Annotated in this window: 19 protein-coding genes and 1 riboswitch; of the genes, 9 read left to right on the top strand and 10 right to left on the bottom strand. The window is 57.3% G+C overall.

Annotated elements, in window-relative coordinates; all coding sequences use genetic code 11:
* The first annotated feature begins 14 nt into the window (after positions 1-14).
* The 3 genes from ABLV64_RS10275 to ABLV64_RS10265 all read left to right on the top strand — a co-directional run bounded on the left by ABLV64_RS10275 (position 15) and on the right by ABLV64_RS10265 (position 1,477).
* Positions 15-395: a Rid family detoxifying hydrolase gene (locus ABLV64_RS10275; protein WP_065697390.1), complete on the top strand. Its 381-nt coding sequence runs from the start codon at positions 15-17 to the stop codon at positions 393-395.
* A gap of 108 nt (positions 396-503) precedes the next feature.
* Positions 504-1,013 carry a GNAT family N-acetyltransferase gene (locus ABLV64_RS10270; RefSeq protein ID WP_080936246.1) on the top strand — a complete coding sequence of 170 codons (510 nt, stop codon included), beginning with the start codon at positions 504-506 and terminating at the stop codon, positions 1,011-1,013.
* Between the two features lie 8 nt (positions 1,014-1,021).
* A complete protein-coding gene (locus ABLV64_RS10265; RefSeq protein ID WP_032456809.1) occupies positions 1,022-1,477 on the top strand; it encodes an acyltransferase in 456 nt (151 codons plus the stop codon).
* Between the two features lie 47 nt (positions 1,478-1,524).
* On the opposite strand, the gene pgi is transcribed toward ABLV64_RS10265, so the two are convergent.
* Positions 1,525-3,174: a glucose-6-phosphate isomerase gene (gene pgi, locus ABLV64_RS10260; RefSeq protein ID WP_004206271.1), complete on the bottom strand. Its 1,650-nt coding sequence runs from the start codon at positions 3,172-3,174 to the stop codon at positions 1,525-1,527.
* 348 nt (positions 3,175-3,522) lie between these two features.
* Positions 3,523-3,758, top strand: a riboswitch (Lysine riboswitch).
* A 179-nt stretch (positions 3,759-3,937) separates the two neighbouring features.
* On the opposite strand from pgi, the gene lysC reads away from it, so the two are divergent.
* Positions 3,938-5,287 carry a lysine-sensitive aspartokinase 3 gene (lysC, locus tag ABLV64_RS10255; RefSeq protein ID WP_348843344.1) on the top strand — a complete coding sequence of 450 codons (1,350 nt, stop codon included), beginning with the start codon at positions 3,938-3,940 and terminating at the stop codon, positions 5,285-5,287.
* 138 nt (positions 5,288-5,425) lie between these two features.
* The gene (panS, locus tag ABLV64_RS10250; RefSeq protein WP_017900130.1) at positions 5,426-6,355 is read left to right on the top strand and encodes a ketopantoate/pantoate/pantothenate transporter PanS; all 930 of its coding nucleotides are present in this window, start codon (positions 5,426-5,428) and stop codon (positions 6,353-6,355) included.
* A gap of 36 nt (positions 6,356-6,391) precedes the next feature.
* Here panS and ABLV64_RS10245 read toward each other — a convergent pair whose 3' ends face one another.
* Positions 6,392-6,730 carry an XRE family transcriptional regulator gene (locus ABLV64_RS10245; RefSeq protein WP_064183858.1) on the bottom strand — a complete coding sequence of 113 codons (339 nt, stop codon included), beginning with the start codon at positions 6,728-6,730 and terminating at the stop codon, positions 6,392-6,394.
* Positions 6,727-7,083 carry a type II toxin-antitoxin system RelE/ParE family toxin gene (locus tag ABLV64_RS10240; protein ID WP_085846733.1) on the bottom strand — a complete coding sequence of 119 codons (357 nt, stop codon included), beginning with the start codon at positions 7,081-7,083 and terminating at the stop codon, positions 6,727-6,729. The genes ABLV64_RS10245 and ABLV64_RS10240 overlap by 4 nt, the downstream gene beginning before the upstream one ends.
* Before the next feature lie 200 nt (positions 7,084-7,283).
* On the opposite strand from ABLV64_RS10240, the gene ABLV64_RS10235 reads away from it, so the two are divergent.
* The gene (locus ABLV64_RS10235) at positions 7,284-7,556 is read left to right on the top strand and encodes a DUF3811 domain-containing protein (RefSeq protein WP_004177859.1); all 273 of its coding nucleotides are present in this window, start codon (positions 7,284-7,286) and stop codon (positions 7,554-7,556) included.
* On the opposite strand, the gene rluF is transcribed toward ABLV64_RS10235, so the two are convergent.
* Positions 7,553-8,428 (bottom strand): 23S rRNA pseudouridine(2604) synthase RluF, encoded by an 876-nt coding sequence (gene rluF / locus ABLV64_RS10230; RefSeq protein ID WP_348843345.1) that lies wholly within the window; start codon positions 8,426-8,428, stop codon positions 7,553-7,555. The genes ABLV64_RS10235 and rluF overlap by 4 nt on opposite strands.
* Positions 8,429-8,626: 198 nt before the next feature.
* Here rluF and pepE point away from each other — a divergent pair, with 198 nt between their 5' ends.
* Positions 8,627-9,316, top strand: coding sequence for a dipeptidase PepE (pepE, locus tag ABLV64_RS10225; protein ID WP_085846735.1), 690 nt, complete (start codon positions 8,627-8,629; stop codon positions 9,314-9,316).
* Positions 9,317-9,428: 112 nt separating this feature from the next.
* On the opposite strand, the gene ABLV64_RS10220 is transcribed toward pepE, so the two are convergent.
* The gene (locus ABLV64_RS10220; RefSeq protein WP_004206824.1) at positions 9,429-11,060 is read right to left on the bottom strand and encodes a Na/Pi cotransporter family protein; all 1,632 of its coding nucleotides are present in this window, start codon (positions 11,058-11,060) and stop codon (positions 9,429-9,431) included.
* Positions 11,061-11,189: 129 nt separating this feature from the next.
* A complete protein-coding gene (gene metH / locus ABLV64_RS10215; RefSeq protein WP_085846736.1) occupies positions 11,190-14,873 on the bottom strand; it encodes a methionine synthase in 3,684 nt (1,227 codons plus the stop codon).
* Between the two features lie 194 nt (positions 14,874-15,067).
* Here metH and iclR point away from each other — a divergent pair, with 194 nt between their 5' ends.
* Positions 15,068-15,898 carry a glyoxylate bypass operon transcriptional repressor IclR gene (gene iclR, locus ABLV64_RS10210; protein ID WP_004206826.1) on the top strand — a complete coding sequence of 277 codons (831 nt, stop codon included), beginning with the start codon at positions 15,068-15,070 and terminating at the stop codon, positions 15,896-15,898.
* A 53-nt stretch (positions 15,899-15,951) separates the two neighbouring features.
* On the opposite strand, the gene aceK is transcribed toward iclR, so the two are convergent.
* From aceK to metA, 4 genes are all read right to left on the bottom strand, one after another.
* Positions 15,952-17,736 carry a bifunctional isocitrate dehydrogenase kinase/phosphatase gene (gene aceK / locus ABLV64_RS10205; RefSeq protein WP_004206827.1) on the bottom strand — a complete coding sequence of 595 codons (1,785 nt, stop codon included), beginning with the start codon at positions 17,734-17,736 and terminating at the stop codon, positions 15,952-15,954.
* Positions 17,737-17,838: 102 nt separating this feature from the next.
* On the bottom strand, positions 17,839-19,143 hold the full coding sequence (gene aceA, locus ABLV64_RS10200; RefSeq protein ID WP_004206828.1) for an isocitrate lyase: 1,305 nt from the start codon (positions 19,141-19,143) through the stop codon (positions 17,839-17,841).
* Between the two features lie 79 nt (positions 19,144-19,222).
* Positions 19,223-20,824: a malate synthase A gene (aceB, locus tag ABLV64_RS10195; RefSeq protein WP_032456808.1), complete on the bottom strand. Its 1,602-nt coding sequence runs from the start codon at positions 20,822-20,824 to the stop codon at positions 19,223-19,225.
* 260 nt (positions 20,825-21,084) lie between these two features.
* On the bottom strand, positions 21,085-22,014 hold the full coding sequence (metA, locus tag ABLV64_RS10190) for a homoserine O-succinyltransferase (protein ID WP_004206830.1): 930 nt from the start codon (positions 22,012-22,014) through the stop codon (positions 21,085-21,087).
* 156 nt (positions 22,015-22,170) lie between these two features.
* On the opposite strand from metA, the gene ABLV64_RS10185 reads away from it, so the two are divergent.
* Complete coding sequence (locus tag ABLV64_RS10185) at positions 22,171-22,626, top strand: acetyltransferase (RefSeq protein ID WP_004206832.1); 456 nt, start codon at positions 22,171-22,173, stop codon at positions 22,624-22,626.
* Positions 22,627-22,827: the final 201 nt, after the last annotated feature.

Here is a 22,827-nt window from a genome sequence, read left to right as displayed (position 1 = left end):
TGAAGGGTAACCACATGATTATTACTACCGCTGACGCACCCGCCGCGATCGGTCCGTACGTTCAGGGCGTCAATCTCGGCGCGATGACCATCACCTCCGGCCAGCTGCCCATTAATCCGCAGGACGGCACCATGCCCGACAACATTGCCGAACAGGCGCGCCAGTCGCTGGAGAACGTGAAAGCCATCGTCGAAGCCGCCGGCCTCAGCGTTGGTCAGATCGTCAAAACCACGGTGTTTGTGAAAGACCTGGCGGATTTTGCCGCCATCAATGCCGCCTACGAGGCCTTCTTTACCGAACATCAGGCGGCCTTTCCGGCGCGCTCCTGCGTGGAAGTGGCCAGGTTACCGAAAGACGCTGGCGTCGAAATCGAAGCGATCGCTTTCGCCCGTTAACCCCCCGGCTGGAGGAAGAACCTCCAGCCCCTTCCCCACCGATTTTTGTCGTTCCACGTTGTTCATATTACAGGCACTATAGCCACTGAATGACCCGAGGAACGCAGCATGTTGACTATCCGAAAGGCATTACCCGACGACGCGCCACAACTGAGCGCGATGGGTTATGCCAGTTACCAGCACCACTTCGCCCATCTCTGGCGCAATGCCGATGAATTGGCGTTATTTCTTAAGCAAGAATATGCCGAAGATGCGCTACATCGGAGTCTGACCGATGCCAACCATCATTGGCTCATCGCCGAAGCCGCTTCCCCCGTTGGTTTCGCTAAATATAGCTATCAACAGCGAATGGCTGACGACGGCACGACGGGTACGCTGCTGCATAAGCTCTACATGATGCCGGGGGAGACTGGCCACCGCTACGGCGAGCAGATTTTTCACGCCGTCGAGACGCGAGCAAAAACGGCCGGTGAAAGCTGGCTGTGGCTGGAAGTACTCGCCGCGAATCCCGCCGCGCGCCGTTTTTACGAACGCCAGGGGATGCAGCACATCAGAGACGCAACTTTTCATTCCGCCAGCCAGCAAAGCACCTTACATATTCTGGCCAAACCGCTGTGAGAGGAACTATGCCTGAGCTTCGTGACACCGGCGTACGTAACGTCGTTTGTGGTGAAAATGTCGTTATTTACCAGCCCGCCAACCTGTATGACTGCACGCTGGGCGATAACGTCTTCGTCGGGCCGTTCGTTGAGATCCAGGGGAATACCCGCATCGGCGCGGAGAGTAAAATCCAGTCTCATACCTTTATCTGCGAGTACGTCACCATTGGTCGGCGCTGTTTTATCGGTCACGGGGTGATGTTCGCCAACGATCTGTTTCGCGACGGCAAACCAAACGCCGACCGCGCCAGTTGGGGGCGGATTGAGATTGGCGATGACGTGTCGATCGGTAGCGGCGCCACGATTCTGGCCGTCAGTATCTGCGACGGCGTGGTGATTGGCGCGGGCAGCGTGGTGACGAAGTCCATCACCGAGAAAGGCGTGTGGGCGGGGAATCCAGCCCGCCTGCTGCGACGGCTGTAAAAAAATGCCGACCATAAGGTCGGCATTCCGTCTTAGCTGCGCAAGCGTTATGCGCGCCAGGCTTTATAACGGTTAATCAGACCGTTAGTGGAGCTGTCGTGGCTGCTGACTTCGCTGCCGTCTTTCAGCTCCGGCAGGATGCGGTTAGCCAGCTGTTTGCCCAGCTCAACGCCCCACTGGTCGAAAGTGAAGATGTTGAGGATCGCGCCCTGGGTGAAGATTTTGTGCTCGTACAGAGCAATCAGCGCCCCGAGGCTGAACGGGGTGATCTCACGCAGCAGGATGGAGTTAGTCGGGCGGTTGCCTTCGAACACTTTGAACGGCACCACGTGCTCCAGGGTCGCCGGATCTTTACCCTGATCGCGATATTCCTGCTCCACCACCTCACGGGATTTACCGAAGGCCAGGGCCTCGGTCTGTGCGAAGAAGTTGGACAGCAGCTTCGGATGATGATCGGAGAGCGGGTTGTGGGTGATAGCCGGGGCGATGAAATCGCACGGTACCATTTTGGTGCCCTGATGGATCAGCTGGTAGAACGCGTGCTGACCGTTGGTGCCCGGCTCGCCCCAGATGATCGGACCCGTCTGGTAGTCCACGGCGTGGCCATTACGGTCAACATACTTACCATTGGACTCCATGTTGCCCTGCTGGAAGTAGGCGGCAAAACGGTGCATGTACTGATCGTACGGCAGAATCGCTTCGGTTTCTGCCCCGAAGAAGTTGTTGTACCAGATACCGATCAGCGCCAGCAGTACCGGCAGGTTTTTCTCCGCCGGGGTGGTGGAGAAGTGCTTATCCATCGCATGCGCGCCGGACAGCAGCTCAACGAAGTTGTCGAAGCCCACGGAGAGAATGATGGACAGGCCAATCGCCGACCACAGGGAGTAACGGCCGCCAACCCAGTCCCAGAATTCGAACATGTTGGCGGTGTCGATGCCGAACTCGCCAACCGCTTTCGCGTTGGTGGAGAGCGCCGCGAAGTGTTTAGCCACGTGCTTGTCGTCGCCCGCGGTCGCCAGGAACCAGTCGCGCGCGCTGTGGGCGTTGGTCATGGTCTCCTGGGTGGTGAAGGTTTTGGACGCGACCAGGAACAGGGTGGTTTCCGGATTGACGCTCTTCAGCACTTCGGCAATGTGGGTGCCATCGACGTTGGAGACAAAGTGCATGTTGAGGTGGTTTTTATACGGACGCAGCGCTTCGGTGACCATGAACGGACCGAGGTCGGAGCCGCCGATACCAATGTTGACCACGTCGGTGATCGGTTTGCCGGTGTAGCCTTTCCAGCTACCGGAGATAATCGCTTCAGAGAAGGTTTTCATCTTCTCCAGCACAGCGTTCACTTCCGGCATCACATCTTTGCCATCAACCACAATCGGCGTGTTGCTGCGGTTGCGCAGCGCGACGTGGAGTACCGCGCGATCTTCGGTGCGGTTGATCTTTTCACCGGAGAACATCGACTTGATGGCGCCCGCCAGGTCGGTCTCTTTCGCCAGATCCTGTAGTTTAGCCAGCGTCTCTTCGGTGATGCGGTTTTTGGAGAAGTCCACCAGCATCAGATCGTCAAACGTCGCGGAAAACTTAGAAAAACGGTCGCTATCTTTGGCGAACAGCTCGCTGATAGTGACATCTTTCATTTCGTCGAAGTGTTTCTGTAATGCCTGCCAGGCAGAGGTCTGCGTTGGGTTGATGTTTTTCATTAGCAATACTCTTCTGATTTGAGATTGTGACTTCGGTCGATTGTAGCGCCGGTGACGGAAAATTGTGATGATTTTTGTGACTTGTCCCTGACGCCGGTCAGGAATCGGGTCAATACGGAGTAAAAAGCCCCATTAGTATAGCTATCATAAGGCTTTTTTCTGTTAGCCGCAGGGGCATGAAAAATCCGCATAACCGCAGCGTTGACATAGCTGGCGTTAAGCCTTTATATATCCGCAGTGCTTACGTATTGTAAGTATCTATTGCTCGCGCATTTCACGCTACAGCGAAAGGGTATTCGCGGGGGATATAATGTCCTTATTCCCCCGGCCAGGTGAAAGACGTCGGTAATTGCCAGAAGAGGTGCGTTGCCCAGGTAACCGTATTGGAGGAACCAGTCCGGCGAAAATACGTGAGGGGGAGCAACGCCGAGGTGAAAGAGCGTCTGGTTACGCTCCTCACCGGCCACAGGGGCTGAATCCCCTGGGTTGTCACCAGAAACGTTCGCAGTCGGGCGTTTCATACCCGAACACTTCAGCGCCCAGAGCGGTGAGTCGGGTCTACAAGGTGGAGCACTTCTGGGTGACATCGTAGTTGTTTATCATTCTGCGCCACCCTGTTTATCGCTCTTCCCTTGTGCCATGGCTGAATAATTTGGCCTGGCTTATTAAGACATTTTGTTGCGATCCGGCGGCATCCAGCCCCTGCCAGGATCGGTGTTCAGGAATCGTTTTAATAAGTCAGGCCCCCTGACACGAGGTTGTTATGACAGATTTAGTCGTCGCCAAATTTGGCGGCACCAGCGTTGCTGATTTTGACGCGATGAACCGCAGCATTGATGTGGCGCTGCTTGATGCCAATACCCGTATTGTTGTGCTCTCCGCCTCTGCCGGCGTGACCAACATTCTGGTGGCCTTAGCGGAAGGGCTGGAACCCACCGAACGTTTTTCCCAGCTGGACGCTCTACGCCAGATCCAGTTCAATATTCTGGAGCGTTTGCGCTATCCCAACGTGATCCGCGAAGAGATTGAGCGCCTGCTGGAAAATATCACCACGCTGGCGGAAGCCGCCGCGCTCGCCTCCTCTAGCGCGCTGACTGACGAACTGGTCAGCCATGGCGAACTGATGTCCACCCTGCTGTTTGTGGAGATTCTGCGCGAGCGCGGAATTCAGGCGCAGTGGTTTGACGCCCGTAAAGTGCTGCGCACTAACGATCGCTTTGGTCGCGCCGAACCGGATATCGCCGCCGTCGCCGAACTGACTCAGCAGCAGCTGACGCCGCGTCTGGCGGAAGGCCTGGTGGTGACGCAGGGCTTTATCGGCAGCGAAGCGAAGGGCCGCACCACCACCCTCGGCCGCGGCGGCAGCGATTATACCGCCGCTCTGCTCGGCGAAGCGCTGAATGCCACCCGCGTCGATATCTGGACCGATGTGCCCGGGATCTATACGACCGACCCGCGCGTCGCACCAGCGGCGAAACGCATCGACGTCATCGCCTTTGAAGAGGCGGCGGAAATGGCCACCTTCGGCGCCAAAGTGCTGCATCCGGCGACCCTGCTGCCTGCCGTGCGCAGCGATATCCCGGTATTTGTCGGCTCCAGTAAAGAACCTAAAGCGGGCGGTACGCTGGTGTGTAAAACCACCGAGAACCCGCCGCTGTTCCGCGCGCTGGCGCTGCGCCGCCGCCAGACGCTGCTGACGCTACACAGCCTGAATATGCTGCACTCCCGCGGCTTCCTCGCCGAAGTGTTCGGTATTCTGGCGCGCCATAACATCTCCGTCGATTTGATCACCACCTCCGAAGTGAGCGTGGCCCTGACCATGGACACCACTGGCTCAACCTCTGCGAGCGATACCCTGCTGACCCAGGCGCTGCTGACCGAGCTCTCCTCGCTGTGTCGCGTGGAAGTGGAAGAAGACCTGGCGCTGGTTGCCCTGATCGGCAACGAGCTGTCGAAAGCCTGCGGCGTCGGCAAAGAGGTGTTTGGCGTCCTTGATCCGTTTAACATCCGCATGATCTGCTATGGCGCATCCAGCCACAACCTCTGCTTCCTGGTCCCTGGCGCCGATGCGGAGAAGGTGGTGCAGACGTTGCATCATAATTTGTTTGAATAAAATTCCTTAGCACGATAAACAATACCTATAGCCGGGCTCGAACCCGGCTTTTTTATAACAACATCAACACAACCAGCTGACCAGCTCGCCGCCCTACCGGTTCGGCGCGGCCGGTTTGCGTATCGCAAGGAACACAACATGCTCGCAACTCTGACGCGGCTGTTCCCGTTATGGGCGCTGCTGCTCTCCGTTCTGGCCTATTACACCCCCACCACTTTCACCCCGATCGGCCCGTGGGTTACCACCCTGCTGATGCTGATTATGTTCGGTATGGGGGTACATCTAAAGCTGGCGGATTTCAAACGCGTCCTGTCGCGTCCGGCGCCGGTCGCTGCAGGGATATTTCTGCACTATCTGGTGATGCCGCTCGCCGCCTGGCTGCTGGCGCTGCTGTTTCATATGCCGCCGGAGCTCTCCGCCGGGATGGTGCTGGTGGGCAGCGTCGCCAGCGGGACGGCCTCCAACGTGATGATCTTTCTGGCCAAAGGGGATGTGGCGCTGTCAGTGACTATCTCCTCGGTCTCCACCCTGGTCGGCGTCATCGCGACGCCGCTGCTGACCCGTCTGTACGTCGACGCGCACATTCAGGTCGACGTCATGGGGATGTTGCTGAGCATTCTGCAGATTGTGGTCATTCCCATCGCCCTGGGGCTGATTGTCCATCATCTGCTGCCGAAGGTGGTGAAAGCGGTGGAACCGTTCCTCCCCGCTTTCTCGATGGTGTGCATTCTGGCGATCATCAGCGCGGTGGTGGCGGGTTCCGCGGCCCATATCGCGTCCGTTGGCCTGGTGGTGATTATCGCGGTGATCCTGCATAACACCATTGGCCTGCTCGGCGGCTACTGGGGCGGACGTCTGTTTGGTTTTGATGAATCCACCTGCCGTACGCTGGCGATCGAGGTAGGGATGCAGAACTCCGGCCTGGCGGCCGCGCTGGGTAAAATTTACTTCGGCCCGCTGGCGGCGCTGCCGGGAGCCCTGTTCTCCGTCTGGCATAACCTGTCCGGTTCGCTGCTGGCCGGATACTGGTCAGGGAAGCCCATCGCCAAAAAAGCCAGCAAGCGCTGAGCGTGACACGTCCGGGCGCAGGCCCGGGCGTGTGCGTTATCCAATCTGCAAACGTACTGGTTTACCTAACTTCATTAGCATCATGACTAACGCATCCAGGGTAAACTTACTGGTTTTCTGATTGACCACATCTGAAATGCGTGGGCGCGAAATGCTCAACTTCGCGGCAGCATCGGCCTGCTTCAATTGATGTTCATCTATCCACTCAGCGATTTCCTGCATTAACTGTCGTTTAAGCGCCATCAACTGCTCAACTTCTTTTTCCGCTTGTCCGCGAAGCTGCTCTGCCTCAGCATCATCAAAGCCTAATTCGCTGAATATATTGCTCTCTTCAGAGGTCACATGACGGATACCATCCTGACTCTTGCGATTCATTTTTGACTCCTGTGTTCCTGCTGTATAACCCGCAAACGGCTTCTGACAATCTGTTTTTCGTGTTCGGCGGTCCGTCGCGTTTTTTTATTAAAACAGTGCAGGACATATATCGCCTCTGCAAAACGGGCCAGATAAATTACCCGATATGCACCGGAAAAGTGGCGCAGGCGGATTTCTTCAACCCCCCGCCCCAGTTGAGGCATTGCTTTCCAGTCCGCAGCCTCTAAACCCGACTGTAAACGATAAAGCTGGAATCCGGCATCTCTGCGGACGTCCTCAGGAAACTGGCGCAGATCGTCAAAGGAAGAGCCCATCCAGACGATACGCCTTAATCTCGGTTGCTGATTGAGCATACCACATCCTTGTATAAAATTTTATACACCACTCGCCCGATATTTATCGTCGATAACAGGTTGACCGTGCCGTTACCCTAAGCCAGTTCACCTCACGGGTCACGAACGAGGGAAATATTCTGCGAGGCGCTTTCCGGATGCGTTCTATTTTGCGCTGATTACCGTACACTGGGTGCTCTGGTCTGACTGAGGGCACCACCATGGCACTCCCCCGAATTACACAAAAAGAGATGACCGAGCGCGAACAGCGCGAATTGAAAACGCTGCTTGACCGCGCGCGCATTGCGCACGGCCGCCCGCTGAGCAATGCGGAAACGAACAGCGTGAAAAAGGAATATATCGATAAGCTGATGGCGCAGCGCGAAGCGGAAGCGAAGAAAGCCCGCCAGGTGAAAAAACAGCAGGCTTATAAGACGGATAAGGAAGCAACCTTTTCCTGGTCGGCGAATACGCCGACCCGCGGCAGGCGTTAGCGCCCTTTCTTTTTACGTCCCGGCTGGGTGAAACGTTTGCCGTTGCCAGCCGGGCGGCCTTTATCGTTTCTATTTTCCACCTTCACCACCGGGCGCTTGATCCCGGGGGTCGCCGCTTTGGCCTTCGGCTTCGCTTTCGGCTTCGCTTCGGAAGAGGAGTTTTTAATCAGCTTGAACAGGTCGATCAGCTCGTCATCGGTCAGATCGCGCCACTCACCCAACGGGATCCCCGTCAGGCTGACGTTCATAATCCGCGTACGCTCAAGCTTCGTCACTTCATAGCCAAAGTGCTCGCACATGCGACGGATCTGGCGGTTTAACCCCTGCACAAGGGTGATGCGGAAAACGAACGGCGCTTCTTTCTTTACCTTACATTTTTTGGTCACGGTCCCGAGAATCGGTACCCCCGCGCCCATGCCGCGAATGAACTCATCGGTCACCGGCTTATCGACCGTAACCAGATACTCTTTTTCATGGTCGTTGCCGGCACGCAGGATCTTATTCACCAGGTCGCCATGATTGGTGAGGAAAATCAGCCCCTGGGAGTCTTTATCCAGACGGCCGATAGGGAAGATACGCTTGCTGTGGTTGACGAAATCGACAATGTTGTCGCGCTCGCCGTCTTCTGTGGTGCTCACAATGCCGACCGGCTTATTCAGCGCAATCAGCACCAGATCATCCGCTTCGCGCGGCTCAATCAACCGTCCGTTAACTTTGACCAGGTCGCCAGGCTTCACCTGATCGCCAATCGTGGCGCGCTTGCCATTGATAAAGACGTTGCCTTGTTCAATAAAGCGGTCCGCTTCGCGACGCGAGCAGATGCCGCTTTCACTGATGTATTTGTTTAATCGGGTTGATGAGTCGGGCAGCATAGATTCTCCTGTAAAAGCGAAATATACCCTACCTTGTGGGCGAGAAAAAACCTGGATTGTATGATTCATTATCCAGAAGCTTCGTCGGGCTTGTGAACAGCATTCCGCTTACCTACATCATGCGCCATATCAGCGCGCCGGTATGGGGGCGATGCTAGAATTTCTGCTTCAATAATATTTTTAAAACAGGAAGAAAAGATGGAACTGCTGTTACTCAGTAACTCCACGCTGCCGGGGAAAGCCTGGCTGGAACACGCCCTGCCGCTGATTGCCGGTCAGGTCAAAGGGCGCCGTAAGGCGGTATTCATCCCCTTCGCTGGCGTGACGCAATCCTGGGATGATTACACGGCCAAAGTGGCTGCGGTTATGGCGCCCATGGCGGTCAGCGTAACCGGTATCCACAGCGTCGACGACCCTATCGCCGCCATTGAAAGCGCCGAGATGGTGATCGTTGGCGGCGGGAACACCTTCCAGCTGTTGAAAGCGTGCCGCAGTCGCGGTCTGTTGGCGCCGATTGTCGATGTCGTCAAACGCGGGGCGCTGTATATCGGCTGGAGCGCAGGTTCAAACCTCGCCTGCCCGACCATTCGCACCACCAACGATATGCCGATTGTCGATCCGCAGGGATTTGATGCGCTGGGGCTGTTCCCGCTACAGATTAACCCGCACTTCACCAACGCGTTGCCGACCGGGCATCAGGGCGAAACCCGCGAACAGCGTATCCGCGAACTGCTGGTCGTGGCGCCGGAATTAACGGTGATTGGTTTGCCGGAAGGAAACTGGATCCAGGTCACCGATGGTCACGCGACGCTCGGCGGCCCGAACCCGACGCTGTTGTTCAAAGCGGGGGAAGAAGCGATAACCCTGCCTGCGGGCCACCGCTTCTGAGCCTGGGGGGCTAACGTTTCCCGGATAGCGGCGCATTGCGCCTTATCCGGGCTGCCTCAACGGGACATCCAAACGCAAAACCCCGGTTAGCGCAGCGCCGCCGGGGAATGGCTCAGTAGTCATCCCGTTCGTCGTCTTCATCCGGTTGCTCCATCACGCTGTAAGCCACTGAACAGAACAGGCTGTTCAGGCGCTTCATATCCCCCAGCAGCGCCAGATGCAACGTACTGGTTTCGATACTCTGCACGTTCTGCTGATGCAGACGGTCAACGTGCGCATGCGAGTAGCGGCGGTTAAGAATGCGGAACCGGTGTTTGCTGCGCCGCAGGCGACGGGCGCTCGGCACATCGCTGGAGAAGAAGACCGACATCGCCAGCTGCAGATTGCTGAGCAGAAGATCGTACAGGGCGTCCAGCTCCTTTAACCCTTCCACCGAGAAGGCGCGCCGCGCCGCCAGCGATTTATCGGCGATCTCGCTGCCCATCCGCTCGACGATATCGGAGGCCTGCTCGAGGTTTAACGACATCTCAATAATTTCCGCCCAGCGCCGGGACTCTTCTTCCGCCAGCTCATCCTTTGGCATTCGCGCCAGATAGAGCTTAATGGCGGTGTAGAGGACGTTGATATCGTCCGCCATGCGGCGCAGTTCTTTCTCCTGACGCGGTTCGCCATGCATCACCTTATGCAGGCTCTCCAGCATTTGCTCCATCGCGTCGCCAATGCGCAGCGTCTCGCGCGCGGCGTTGGCTAGCGCCAGCGCCGGGGTGTCCAGCGCCGACGGGTCAAGATGCTTGGGTTTGAGATGGTTATCCAGCTCGGGTTCATCGCGGATCATGCGCTGGCACAGCTTCGCCATCGGTCCGGCAAAAGGCACCATCGCGATGCAGCGCAGCAGGTTGTAAAAAACGTGGAAGTAGATAACCAGCTCGGACTCGGCCAACGGCAGCTTGTGCATCGCCGCGGCCAGCGGATGGACGAACGGCAGGATGATCAGGCTCCCCACCAGCTTAAACAGCAGGCTGCCCAGCGCCACCCGGCGCGCCGCCGCGTTCGCCGCGCTGTTGTTGAGCATCGCCAACAGCCCCGATCCCAGGTTGGCGCCAATCACCAGGCACAGCGCCACCGGGAAAGAGATCGCTCCCGCCGCGGTCAGCGTCGCGGTCAGCAGCACCGCCGCCAGGCTGGAGTAGCTAATGATCGCGAATACAGCGCCAATCAACGCATCCAGCATGATATCCCCGGTCAGCGAGGCAAAAATCACCTGCACGCCGTTGGCCTGGGTAATGGGGTGGACGGCCTGCACAATCAGCTCCAGGGCCAACAGGATCAGCCCAAGGCCGATCCCCACTCGCCCCAGCTGCCCGGCGCGGGTCTGCTTGCGGCCGAGGAAGAAAATCACCCCGATAAATATCAACAACGGCGACAGCCACGACAGGTCGAAGGTCAGTACCCTCGCCATCAGCGCCGTCCCGACGTCGGCGCCCAGCACCATCACCAGCGCCGGCGTGAGGCCCACTAAATCCTGGGCGACAAACGAGGTCACCAGCATGGTGGTGGCATTGCTGCTTTGTACCAGCGCAGTCACGCCAAGACCCGCGCAGAAGGCGAGCGGCTTTTTCTCTACGCTGCTACTGAGAACGGTACGTAGGCGAGCGCCATAGACGCGCATCACCCCGGTACGCACGATATGCGTGCCCCACACCAGCAGAGCGACCGCGGACAACAGGTGTAGCAGAGTTAACACGGAATCAGCTTCTCCTTATCGTTATAGGTGTTCCGACGTTCTGGAACCTATCTCAGTATAAGGGGTTAACCTCAATAAAGAGACAAGGCGCTCACAGAGCGCCTTGTTAGTTGTAAGGAAAGATGACGACTAGTCCGCATCATAGCCCAGATTAGGGGCTAACCAGCGCTCGACTTCCGCCGGGGTCATCCCTTTACGCCGCGCGTAGTCTTCGACCTGGTCGCGCTGGATCTGCGCCACGGCGAAGTACTTGCTGTCCGGATGGCTGAAATACCAGCCGGAAACCGATGCCCCCGGCCACATGGCGAACGATTCGGTAAGCTTCATGCCGGTATGGGCTTCGACGTCCAGCAACTGCCAGATGGTGCCTTTTTCAGTGTGCTCCGGACAGGCCGGATACCCCGGCGCCGGACGGATCCCTTGGTAATTCTCGCGAATAAGTTCCTCATTGCTGAGGTTCTCATTGGCCGCATACCCCCAGTAGACCTTGCGCACTTTCTCGTGCAGATACTCGGCGAAGGCTTCCGCCAGACGATCGGCGATGGCCTTGATCATGATCTTGTTATAGTCGTCATGCTGCGCTTCATAGGCCTCCGCCAGCGCGTCCTCTTCCAGGCCGCCGGTGACGGCGAAGGCGCCAATGTAGTCCGCTTTGCCGCTCAGCTTCGGCGCCACAAAGTCGGCGAGGCAGTAGTTGGCGAAGCCGACCTTCTCCGTCTGCTGGCGCAGGTGATGGCTCACCGTCAGCACGTGGGTGCGGGTTTCATCGCGATAGATTTCAATATCGTCGCCCACCCGGTTGGCCGGGAACAGGCCCACCACGCCGCGCGGGTTGAGGGTTTTCTCTGCGCTCAGTTTATCCAGCAGCTCGTTAGCGTCTTTGAACAGGCGCTGCGCCTCTTCCCCTACCACTTCATCTTCCAGAATGCGCGGATATTTACCCGCCAGCGACCAGGTCATAAAGAACGGCGTCCAGTCGATGTAATTGCGTAGCGTCTCGATACTGGCTTCCACCTCCTGAATCCCCAGGCGATGGGCCACCGGCGGCGTATAGCTCTCCCAGTCAAAGGCCAGATCGTTTTCCCGTGCGGCCGCCAGGGTCACCGGCGGGGTGCGCGGTTTTTTACGCCCATGCTGGATACGCACCGTTTCATACTCTTTGCGCGTGCGGGCGACAAACTCATCGCGCTGCGTATCCGAGAGCAGCGCAGCCACCACCCCGACGGTGCGCGAGGCGTTCTGTACGTAAACGGTCGGGCCGCTGTAGTTCTGCTCGATTTTCACCGCCGTATGCGCTTTCGAGGTGGTCGCGCCGCCTATCAGCAGCGGAATGGTAAAGCCCTGACGCTCCATCTCTTTCGCCACGTTAACCATCTCATCCAGCGATGGGGTAATCAGCCCGGAAAGGCCGATGAGATCCGCGTTTACCTCTTTGGCGGTTTTGAGAATTTTATCCGCCGGGACCATCACGCCAAGATCGATGATTTCGTAGTTATTACACTGCAGCACCACGCCGACGATGTTTTTGCCGATGTCATGAACGTCGCCTTTTACCGTGGCAATCACCATTTTGCCGTTACTGGAGCCCTGTTCTTTACTGGCTTCGATAAACGGCTCAAGATAGGCCACCGCCTGTTTCATGACGCGAGCGGATTTCACCACCTGCGGCAGGAACATTTTGCCTTCGCCGAACAGATCGCCGACCACGTTCATGCCGTCCATCAGCGGCCCTTCGATCACCTCAATCGGGCGGGCAGCCTGCTGACGCGCTTCTTCGGTGTCCTGTTCGATAAATTCGGTAATGCCCTTCACCAGCGAATATTCGAGGCGTTTTTTCACCTCCCAGCTGCGCCACTCCGCCTGCTGGGCATTGGCGCCGTCGTCAACTTTACTGCCGCGATATTTTTCCGCCAGTTCGAGCAATCTTTCGGTGCTGTCATCGCGGCGGTTGAGGATCACGTCCTCCACCGCGTCGCGCAGCTCGCCCGGCAGGTCATCATAGATGGCCAGCTGACCGGCATTGACGATCCCCATATCCATGCCGTTGCGGATCGCATAGTAGAGGAATACGGCGTGGATCGCCTCACGGACCGGGTCATTGCCGCGGAAAGAGAAGGAGACGTTGGAGACCCCGCCGGAGATCAGCGCATGCGGCAGCTCGCGTTTGATGTCTTCGCAGGCGCCGATAAAGTCCTGGGCATAGTTATTGTGTTCTTCGATACCGGTCGCCACCGCAAAGATATTCGGGTCAAAGATAATATCTTCTGGCGGGAAGCCGACCTCTTCGGTGAGGATTTTGTAGGCGCGACGGCAAATCTCAATTTTACGTTCGCGGGTATCAGCCTGGCCCACTTCGTCAAAGGCCATCACCACTACCGCAGCGCCGTAGCGGCGAACCAGTTTCGCATGGTGGATAAAGGGTTCGACGCCCTCTTTCATCGAAATCGAGTTAACGATGCCTTTGCCCTGAATGCATTTCAGGCCTTTCTCAATAACTTCCCACTTGGAGGAGTCGATCATGATCGGCACGCGGGCAATGTCCGGCTCGCCGGCAATCAGGTTGAGGAAGCGCACCATCGCCGCTTCTGCGTCGAGCATCCCCTCGTCCATGTTGATATCGATAATCTGCGCGCCGTTTTCCACCTGCTGACGCGCGACGTCCAGCGCTTCGCTGTACTTCTCTTCTTTGATTAAGCGTTTAAATTTCGCCGAGCCGGTAACGTTGGTACGTTCGCCGACGTTAACGAACAGGCTGTCATCGCCGATATTGAGCGGCTCCAGGCCGGCGAGGCGGCAGGCCACCGCGATTTCCGGCAGCTGGCGCGGCGGCAGGCCCGCTACCGCCTGGCTCATGGCGGCGATATGCTCCGGGGTCGTACCGCAGCAGCCGCCGACGATATTAAGGAAACCGGCTTCCGCCCATTCGCGGATCTGCGCCGCCATGGTATCGGCATCCAGATCGTATTCGCCGAAGGCGTTGGGCAGGCCGGCGTTCGGGTGCGCGGTGACGTAGCATTCAGCGATGCGCGACAGCTCCTGGACGTACTGGCGCAGTTCGTCCGGCCCGAGGGCGCAGTTCAGACCAAACGATAAGGCTTCGGCGTGGCGCAACGAGTTATAGAAAGCTTCGGTGGTCTGCCCGGAAAGCGTGCGGCCGGAGGCATCGGTAATGGTGCCGGAGATCATCAGCGGCAGGTCAACGCCCAGCGCCTCCAGCTCCTCTTTTACCGCATAGATGGCCGCTTTGGCATTCAGGGTATCAAATACCGTTTCAATCAGGATCAGATCCACGCCACCTTCCACCAGCGCCCGGGTGGATTCGCGATAGGCGGCCACCAGCTGGTCAAAGGTAATATTACGGAACGCCGGATCGTTCACATCAGGCGAAATAGAGGCGGTGCGGTTAGTTGGGCCAAGCACGCCGGCGACGTAGCGCGGTTTTTCCGGCGTGCGGGCCGTCCAGGCGTCGGCGCTGGCGCGGGCCAGCTTCGCCGCCGCAAAGTTGATCTCTGCCGACAGGGATTCCATCTGGTAATCCGCCATCGCGATGGTTGTCGAGTTAAAGGTGTTGGTCTCAATGATATCCGCGCCGGCCTCGAAGTAGGCGTCGTGGATCTCGCGGATCACCTCGGGCTTGCTGAGCACCAGCAGGTCGTTGTTGCCTTTCAGGTCGCACGGCCAGTCAGCAAAGCGCTCACCGCGAAAGTCCTGCTCACTCAGACGATAGCCCTGGATCATGGTGCCCATGCCCCCATCCAGAACCAGAATACGTTCTTTTAACTGCTGATGCAGTTGCTCAACTTTGCTGCTCACACTTGCTCCCGACAACGCTCAACTCAGGCCAAATAGCCAACAAACCATACTGGCATAAACCACCGGAGCGGAAAAGACAACAACGGGCAATATGAGACATGTTCAGCTTCACTCCTCCGATGAGTCCGGTAGTGATTGCATTATCGCCAAATAAAACGAAAATTATTTCCACGATACAGAAAAAGGAGTCCGCGATGGCCACTACCCCCGTTCCCGCGAAACGCGGCAGAAAACCCGCGGCTGCCACCGCCCAGCAGGCTGGCGGTCAGGTTCAGTCGCTGACCCGCGGCCTGAAATTGCTCGAATGGATTGCCGAATCCCACAGCAGCGTCGCGCTGACCGAGCTGGCGCAGCAGGCGGGTCTGCCTAACTCAACCACTCACCGCCTGCTGACCACCATGCAGCAGCTGGGTTTCGTCCGCCAGGTCGGCGAGCTGGGCCACTGGGCCGTCGGCGCGCATGCCTTCGTGGTCGGCAGCAGCTTTCTGCAAAGCCGCAATCTGCTGGCGATTGTCCACCCGATCCTTCGCCAGCTGATGGAAGATTCCGGTGAAACGGTGAATCTGGCAGTGCTTGACCAGAGCGACCACCAGGCGATCATTATCGACCAGGTGCAGTGCACCCAGCTGATGCGGATGTCGGCGCCGATCGGCGGAAAACTGCCGATGCACGCCTCCGGCGCCGGGAAGGCGTTTCTCTCGCAGCTGAGCGAAGAGCAGGTTACCAGCCTCCTGCACCGTAAAGGGCTACATGCCTATACGCATGCCACGCTGGTCTCGCCGCTGCATCTGAAGGAAGATTTAGCGCAGACCCGCAAGCGGGGCTACTCGTTCGACGACGAGGAGCACGCGCTCGGCCTGCGCTGCGTCGCCGCCTGCATTTATGATGAACACCGCGAACCGTTCGCGGCAATCTCCATCTCCGGCCCCATCTCACGCATGACCGATGACCGGGTGACCGAGCTGGGCGCGCTGGTCATTAAGGCCGCGAAAGAGGTCACGCTGGCATACGGCGGGGTTAAATAAAAAAAAAATGCCCCACCGGGGCATTTTAAGTAGGCCTGATAAGCGTAGCGCCATCAGGCAGATCGGCGCACCTTGCCGGATGGCGGCGTAAACGCCTTATCCGGCCTACTGTCAGCGCCATAGCGTACGCTAAAACGCTGCTTGCGCCGGTAGGCGTAGACATCTTCCACATGGCCGTTTTTAATCCGCGTCTGCAGTTCGCGCCAGTAGTCGGCGCGCAGCAGGTCGGCATGCATCTCCTCAAACAGCGGCCCAATGCGCGGGTCGGCACACAGCCAGTGGCGGAACTCCTCCGGGAACACATCCCCCGGCGAGACGCTGTACCACGGCTCGCTGGCCAGTTCATCCTCGGGATAGCGCGGCGGTGGGATCTGGCGAAAATTCACTTCCGTCATATAGCAGATTTCGTCATAGTCGTAGAACACCACCCGGCCGTGGCGGGTGACGCCGAAGTTTTTAAACAGCATATCACCAGGAAAGATGTTGGCGGCGGCCAGCTGGCGGATAGCATTCCCATACTCTTCTACCGCATCGCGTAGCGCCTGGCCGTTAACCTGCTCCAGCCACAGGTTGAGCGGCACCATTCGCCGTTCAATATACAGATGACTGATGACAATCCGGTCGCCGAGGTCGGTCAGTTTGTTCCCCGCCTCCGCCTGCAGCAGCGCCAGCAGCGCCGGCGCGATTTGTCGTTTCTCCAGCACGAAATTTTCAAACTCCTGCGTGTCCGCCATCCGCCCGACGCGGTCATGCTCCTTTACCAGCTGATAGCAGGCGCGCACGTGGGCGGCGGTCATCTCTTTCTGCGGCGCGAAGCGGTCTTTGATCACCTTAAACACCCGGTCAAACCCCGGCAGGGTAAACACCAGCATCACCATCCCGCGAATGCCCGGCGCCTCAATAAACTGCTCATCGCAGCGAGCAATGTAGTGCAGATATTCACGATAGCTTTCGGTTTTAGCGTGCTTCTGGCAGCCAATCGCCATATACAGCTCGGCCGTGGTTTTCCCCGGCAGGATCTCGCGCAGCCATTCCACCAGGGCGCCGGGCAGTGGCGCATAAACCATAAAATAGGAACGCGCGAAGCCAAACACGATGCTCGCTTCGGCATGAGTGGTCAGGCAGGTATCGACAAACAGCTCGCCCTCGTCGCTGCGATGGATCGGCAGCAAAAAGGGCAGCGTGGTCATCGGCATCACCAGTTTGCCCACCAGCCAGGCGGCTTTATTACGATAGAACAGCTCATTGGCGACCTGCAGATGACAGGTGGCGAGCAGTTCCTCCCCCAGCGCCTCCTGCAGACTGGCAATGATATAGCCGATATCCCGCGCTTTATTTTGCCACGGCAGCCGCAGCGGCAGATCGGACAGCACTTTACCCAGCAGGTGCGGCCAGCCGCGATCGGCAAAAAAATCTTTCGCCAGCGGTCGCGGAAGGGTGCGAAAAGGACGCTCGGGCTGCGAGCTGAAAATAAAGAGCCGCTCGGGGGTCAGCGAGCGGTGGTCAAACAGGCGGCAGTAGACCGAATTGAAAAAGCTCTCGGCAATTTCAAAACGAGGGTAATCCGGCAGCAAACGGGTGTAGTGGGCTTTCACCCGCAGCAAAAAGTCGGCATCCGTGCTCTTTCCTTCCGTGATGCAGCGCAGCTGCTCCACCACCAGACCCACATGGTGGTCATAGAGGTGGATCCGCTGTTTCATCGCCTGCTGCACCGCATGCCAGTCGGCCTGTTCAAAGCGCTGCTGCGCGCCGGAAGTCACTTCGAGAAAACGCCCATACTGAGCGTCAAATCCCTGCAATATCGTTTGGGCAATCAGTAATTCCAGACCACGCGTCATCGAACTCCCCCATCCGGCACCACGTCAGGCCGGATGGCGCGCTCGCTTATCCGGCCTGGATCCCTTCACAGGCCCGGTTAGCGTCGTGCCACCGGGCATGGCTCAAAACTGATCTTCTTCGGTCGAGCCGGTCAGCGCCGTCACCGACGAGGCACCGCCCTGGATAATGGTGGTGACCTTGTCGAAGTAGCCGGTACCCACCTCCTGCTGATGCGAGACGAAGGTATAGCCTTCCGGCCCGGCGGCGAATTCCGGCTGCTGCACTTTTTCAACATAATGGCGCATCCCCTCACCCTGAGCGTAAGCATGGGCGAGGTCGAACATGTTGAACCACATGCTGTGGATCCCGGCGAGGGTAATAAACTGGTACTTGTATCCCATGTCCGACAGCTGCTGCTGGAAGCTGGCGATGGTTTTATCATCGAGATTTTTCTTCCAGTTAAACGACGGCGAGCAGTTATAGGCCAGCAGTTTGCCCGGGAAACGCGCATGAATGGCTTCAGCAAAGCGACGCGCCTGCTCAAGATCCGGTTTCGACGTTTCACACCACACCAGGTCCGCATACGGCGCATAGGCCAGCCCGCGGCTGATCGCCTGCTCGATCCCGGCATGGGTGCGGAAGAACCCTTCGCTGGTGCGATCCCCGGTAATAAACTCACGATCGTACGGATCGCAGTCTGAGGTAATTAAATCGGCAGCGTCAGCATCGGTACGGGCGATCACCAGCGTCGGGACCCCCATCACGTCAGCCGCCAGACGCGCCGCCACCAATTTCTGTATCGCTTCCTGGGTCGGGACCAGCACTTTACCGCCCATATGACCGCACTTCTTCACCGACGCCAGCTGATCTTCGAAGTGAACAGCCGCTGCACCGGCTTCAATCATCGATTTCATCAGCTCGAAGGCATTAAGGACGCCGCCAAAACCGGCTTCCGCATCCGCCACGATCGGCAGGAAATAGTCGATAAAGCGCGGATCGTTCGGCTCAATCCCGGCTGACCACTGGATCTGATCGGCGCGGCGGAAGGTATTGTTGATCCGATCCACCACCGCCGGTACCGAGTTGGCCGGGTACAGCGATTGATCCGGGTACATGCTGGACGCCAGGTTAGCATCCGCCGCCACCTGCCAGCCGGAGAGATAAATGGCTTCGATGCCGGCCTTCGCCTGCTGCAAGGCCTGGCCGCCGGTCAGCGCGCCAAGGCTGTTGATGTATCCTTTCTTCGCTTCACCGTGCAGCAGACGCCACATTTTCGCCGCGCCAAGCTGCGCCAGCGTGCATTCCGGGTTCACCGAGCCGCGTAATTTCACCACCTCTTCCGCGCTGTACGGGCGGGTAATCCCTTCCCAGCGCGGGTTCGTCCACTCTTTGTTTAATTCTTCGATTTGTTGGGTACGGGTTTTCATGTGCAGATGCTCCATATAATTTCCTGGCTCTCCAGGCTCATTGGTGAAGGACTAAATGGCGAACCACACCATCTGGCGATTAGGCCAGCAGGCGGTAGCCCGGTAATGTCAGAAAATCAATCAGTTCGTCGGAGGTGGTAATCTGCTCCATCAGCCGCGCCGCATCGTCAAAGCGGCCATGGCTGAAGCGGTGCTCTCCCAGCTCTTCCTGAATCACCATCAGCTCTTCCGCCAGCCACTGGCGGAACAGCGCTTTTGTGACCGGCGTGCCGTCATTCAGGGTTTTCTGATGATGGATCCACTGCCAGATAGAGGTGCGCGAGATCTCGGCTGTCGCGGCGTCTTCCATCAGGCCATAAATCGGTACGCAGCCGTTGCCGGAGATCCAGGCTTCGATGTACTGCACCGCCACGCGAATGTTGGCGCGCATCCCGGCTTCGGTGCGCTCGCCCTCGCAGGGGGCCAGCAGCTGTTCGGCGGTAATGGGCGCGTCCTCGCTACGGGTCACCGAGAGCTGATTCGGCTTGTCGCCGAGCACGCGGTTAAACACCGCCATGGCGGTATCCGCCAGCCCAGGATGGGCGATCCAGGTGCCATCGTGACCGTTGTTCGCCTCCAGCTCTTTGTCGGCGGTGACTTTATTCAGCACCTGACGGTTACGCTCGACATCTTTGCTCGGGATAAAGGCCGCCATCCCGCCCATCGCAAACGCCCCGCGTTTGTGGCAGGTCTTAATCAACAACCGTGAGTAGGCGCTAAGGAAGGGTTTATCCATCGTCACCACCTGGCGGTCCGGCAGTACGCGGTCCGGATGGTTTTTCAGCGTCTTGATATAGCTGAAGATATAGTCCCAGCGGCCGCAATTCAGGCCGACAATATGGTCGCGAAGCGCATGCAGGATCTCATCCATCTGGAATACCGCCGGCAGTGTTTCAATCAGCAGCGTGGCCTTGATGGTGCCGCGCGGCAAATCAAAGCGATCTTCAGTAAAGCTGAAGACATCGTTCCACCATGCCGCCTCTTGCCAGGCCTGGGTTTTTGGCAGATAGAAGTAGGGACCACTTCCTTTCGCCAGCAGCGCCTGGTAGTTATGAAAGAAATAGAGCGCAAAATCGAAAAGACTGCCGGGGATGGCCTCATTACGCCAGGTCACATGCTTTTCCGGCAGGTGCAGACCGCGCACACGGCATACCAGCACAGCGGGATTGGGCTGCAGTTGATAGATTTTGCCAGCCTCATTGGTGTAGCTGATGGTCCCGTTCACGGCATCGCGTAGGTTGATTTGACCATCAATGACTTTACGCCAGTCAGGCGCCAGCGAATCCTCAAAGTCCGCCATAAAGACTTTTACGTTAGCGTTCAACGCGTTAATGACCATCTTGCGCTCGACGGGGCCGGTAATTTCAACGCGGCGATCCTGTAAATCCGCCGGGATACCACGAATGGTCCAGTCGCTATTTCTAATGGAAGCAGTTTCCGAAATAAAATCCGGCAGCTGTCCATCGTCAATAGCCTGCTGCTGCTGCAGACGCGCGGCCAGCAGTTTATTGCGCGCCGGCGTAAAGCGGCTCACCAGTTCCGTCAGAAATTCTACCGCCTCAGGCGTTAAGATCTGCTTCTCCTGCTCGCCATAGGGCTGACTAAAGGCCAGTTCATCGGTGATTGTCGCCTGCTGCGTCATTGTGCTGCTCCTCTTGGTTGATCCGCTGGAAGCGAGCGAAAGATCGTTGTGCAGTTTTCGCTCAGCACAATTAAGACTACTCAATTAATTTTCAAAATCAAAAACAATTTCCATTTTAATTTCAAAATGACATTAACATATTGATAACAATGAAATTAAAGTTATCATCAGCTGTGAGGTGAATTTCGGAAATAAAAAAGGCACCCGAAGGTGCCAGAGGCAAAGTGCTGAAACGCTTTAGGATCGTTTCGTGCGGAGTATTACTCCAGCGTTGGATTCATATGCCGCAGATCGTATGGTGTAATTTGGTAGACGTAATAGTTCAGCCAGTTAGCGAACAGCAGATTACCGTGGCTGCGCCAGGTAGCGCGCGGTTTGTTCTGCGGGTCGTTTTGCGGAAAATAGTTGTGGGGAACCTCAGGGTTCAAACCGGCTTCCACATCGCGGAAATATTCACTTGCCAGGGTATTGGCATCGTACTCGGGGTGGCCGGTGACGAAGGCGATACGCTTATCTTTACTGGCGAACAGATACGCATCGCCCTCTTCTGTCTCCGCGAGGATCTCGAGATCGGTATAGTCACGGATAAGCCCTGCCGGAAAGTCAGCATAGCGTGAGTGTGGGGCGAGGAAAGAGTCGTCGAAACCGCGGGTCAGTAAGGCGTGTGGGTGTAGAATATGGTGTTCATAGACGCCAGAAATCTTTTCGGCGCGGGTTTGCTTGGGAATGCCGTACAGAATATTCAGCGCGGCCTGCACCGCCCAACAGACGAACAGCGTCGAAGTGACGTGATCCTTGGCCCACTCCAGCACCTGTTTGATCTGCGGCCAGTAAGCGACATCATTAAATTCAACCAGGCCTAAAGGAGCGCCGGTGACGATCAGGCCGTCAAAGTTCTGATCGCAGATCTCATCGAAATTGCAGTAAAAGTTATTCAGATGCTCCGCCGGCGTATTACGTGACTCACGTGCATCGATACGTAATAACTGGATGTCCACCTGCAGCGGAGAGTTCGACAGCAGACGCAGGAACTGATTCTCCGTCTCGATTTTCTTCGGCATCAGGTTGAGGATTAACACCTTCAGGGGGCGGATTTCCTGAGTTGTTGCACGCGTTGTCGTCATTACAAAGACGTTTTCATTGCGCAAGAAATTGACGGCTGGTAGCTCGTCCTGCACCCGAATTGGCATAACTCTATTACCTCATAGCATACGTATAAACGTTTAGACATCCAGATAGCTGAAGATAACCAGGAATCGGGTGAATGTCGAGTCTGCATGTTCACGGTGAGAAAATTTCACGGCGCGCATTGAGTTAGAATATAAGAATGAAGAAAAGGAGAAAATATGGTTATTAGCATCCGCCGTTCCCGGCCTGATGAAGGGGATAAACTGATTGCGATCTGGTGTCGGTCGGTCGACGCCACCCACGACTTTCTGTCAAAAGCGTATCGAAAGGAGCTGGAGGAGATGGTACGCGCATTTTTACCGGAGGCTCCGCTGTGGGTGGCGGTTAACACGGAGGACCAGCCGATCGCCTTTATGCTACTGACCGGAGATCATATGGATGCGCTGTTCGTCGATCCAGATGTCCGCGGCTGCGGCGTGGGGAGATTGCTGATTGAGCATGCGCTGTCGTTAACGCCGAAGCTGACGACAAACGTAAATGAGCAGAATGAACAAGCGGTCGGGTTTTATCAGAGAATGGGTTTTAGGGTGACAGGGCGCTCTGAAACGGACGATCTGGGGCAACCGTATCCGTTATTGAATTTGATACATGAGCAGCAGGCTGAAGCAGACTAAGATTGACGTCGCAACTGCTAACCCTTGGACAGGAGCCTCCCGCGGAGGCGGTGCTGCGCACCTTGTCCGGGCTACGGATCGTGTAGCCCAGGTAAGCGCAGCGCCACCGGGGAGGCATGCCGGCATTCTCGCCGGATGACACAAAAGCAAAAAAGCTCAGCCTTCCGACTGAGCTTTCTGCTTTATTTGATGCCTGGCAGT

Origin of the sequence: Klebsiella sp. JB_Kp031, assembly GCF_040064295.1 — a bacterium.
Taxonomy (GTDB): Bacteria; Pseudomonadota; Gammaproteobacteria; order Enterobacterales; family Enterobacteriaceae; genus Klebsiella; species Klebsiella quasipneumoniae.
Note: the sequence above shows the minus strand (reverse complement) of the source record. Positions and strands in the feature narration are given on the sequence as shown.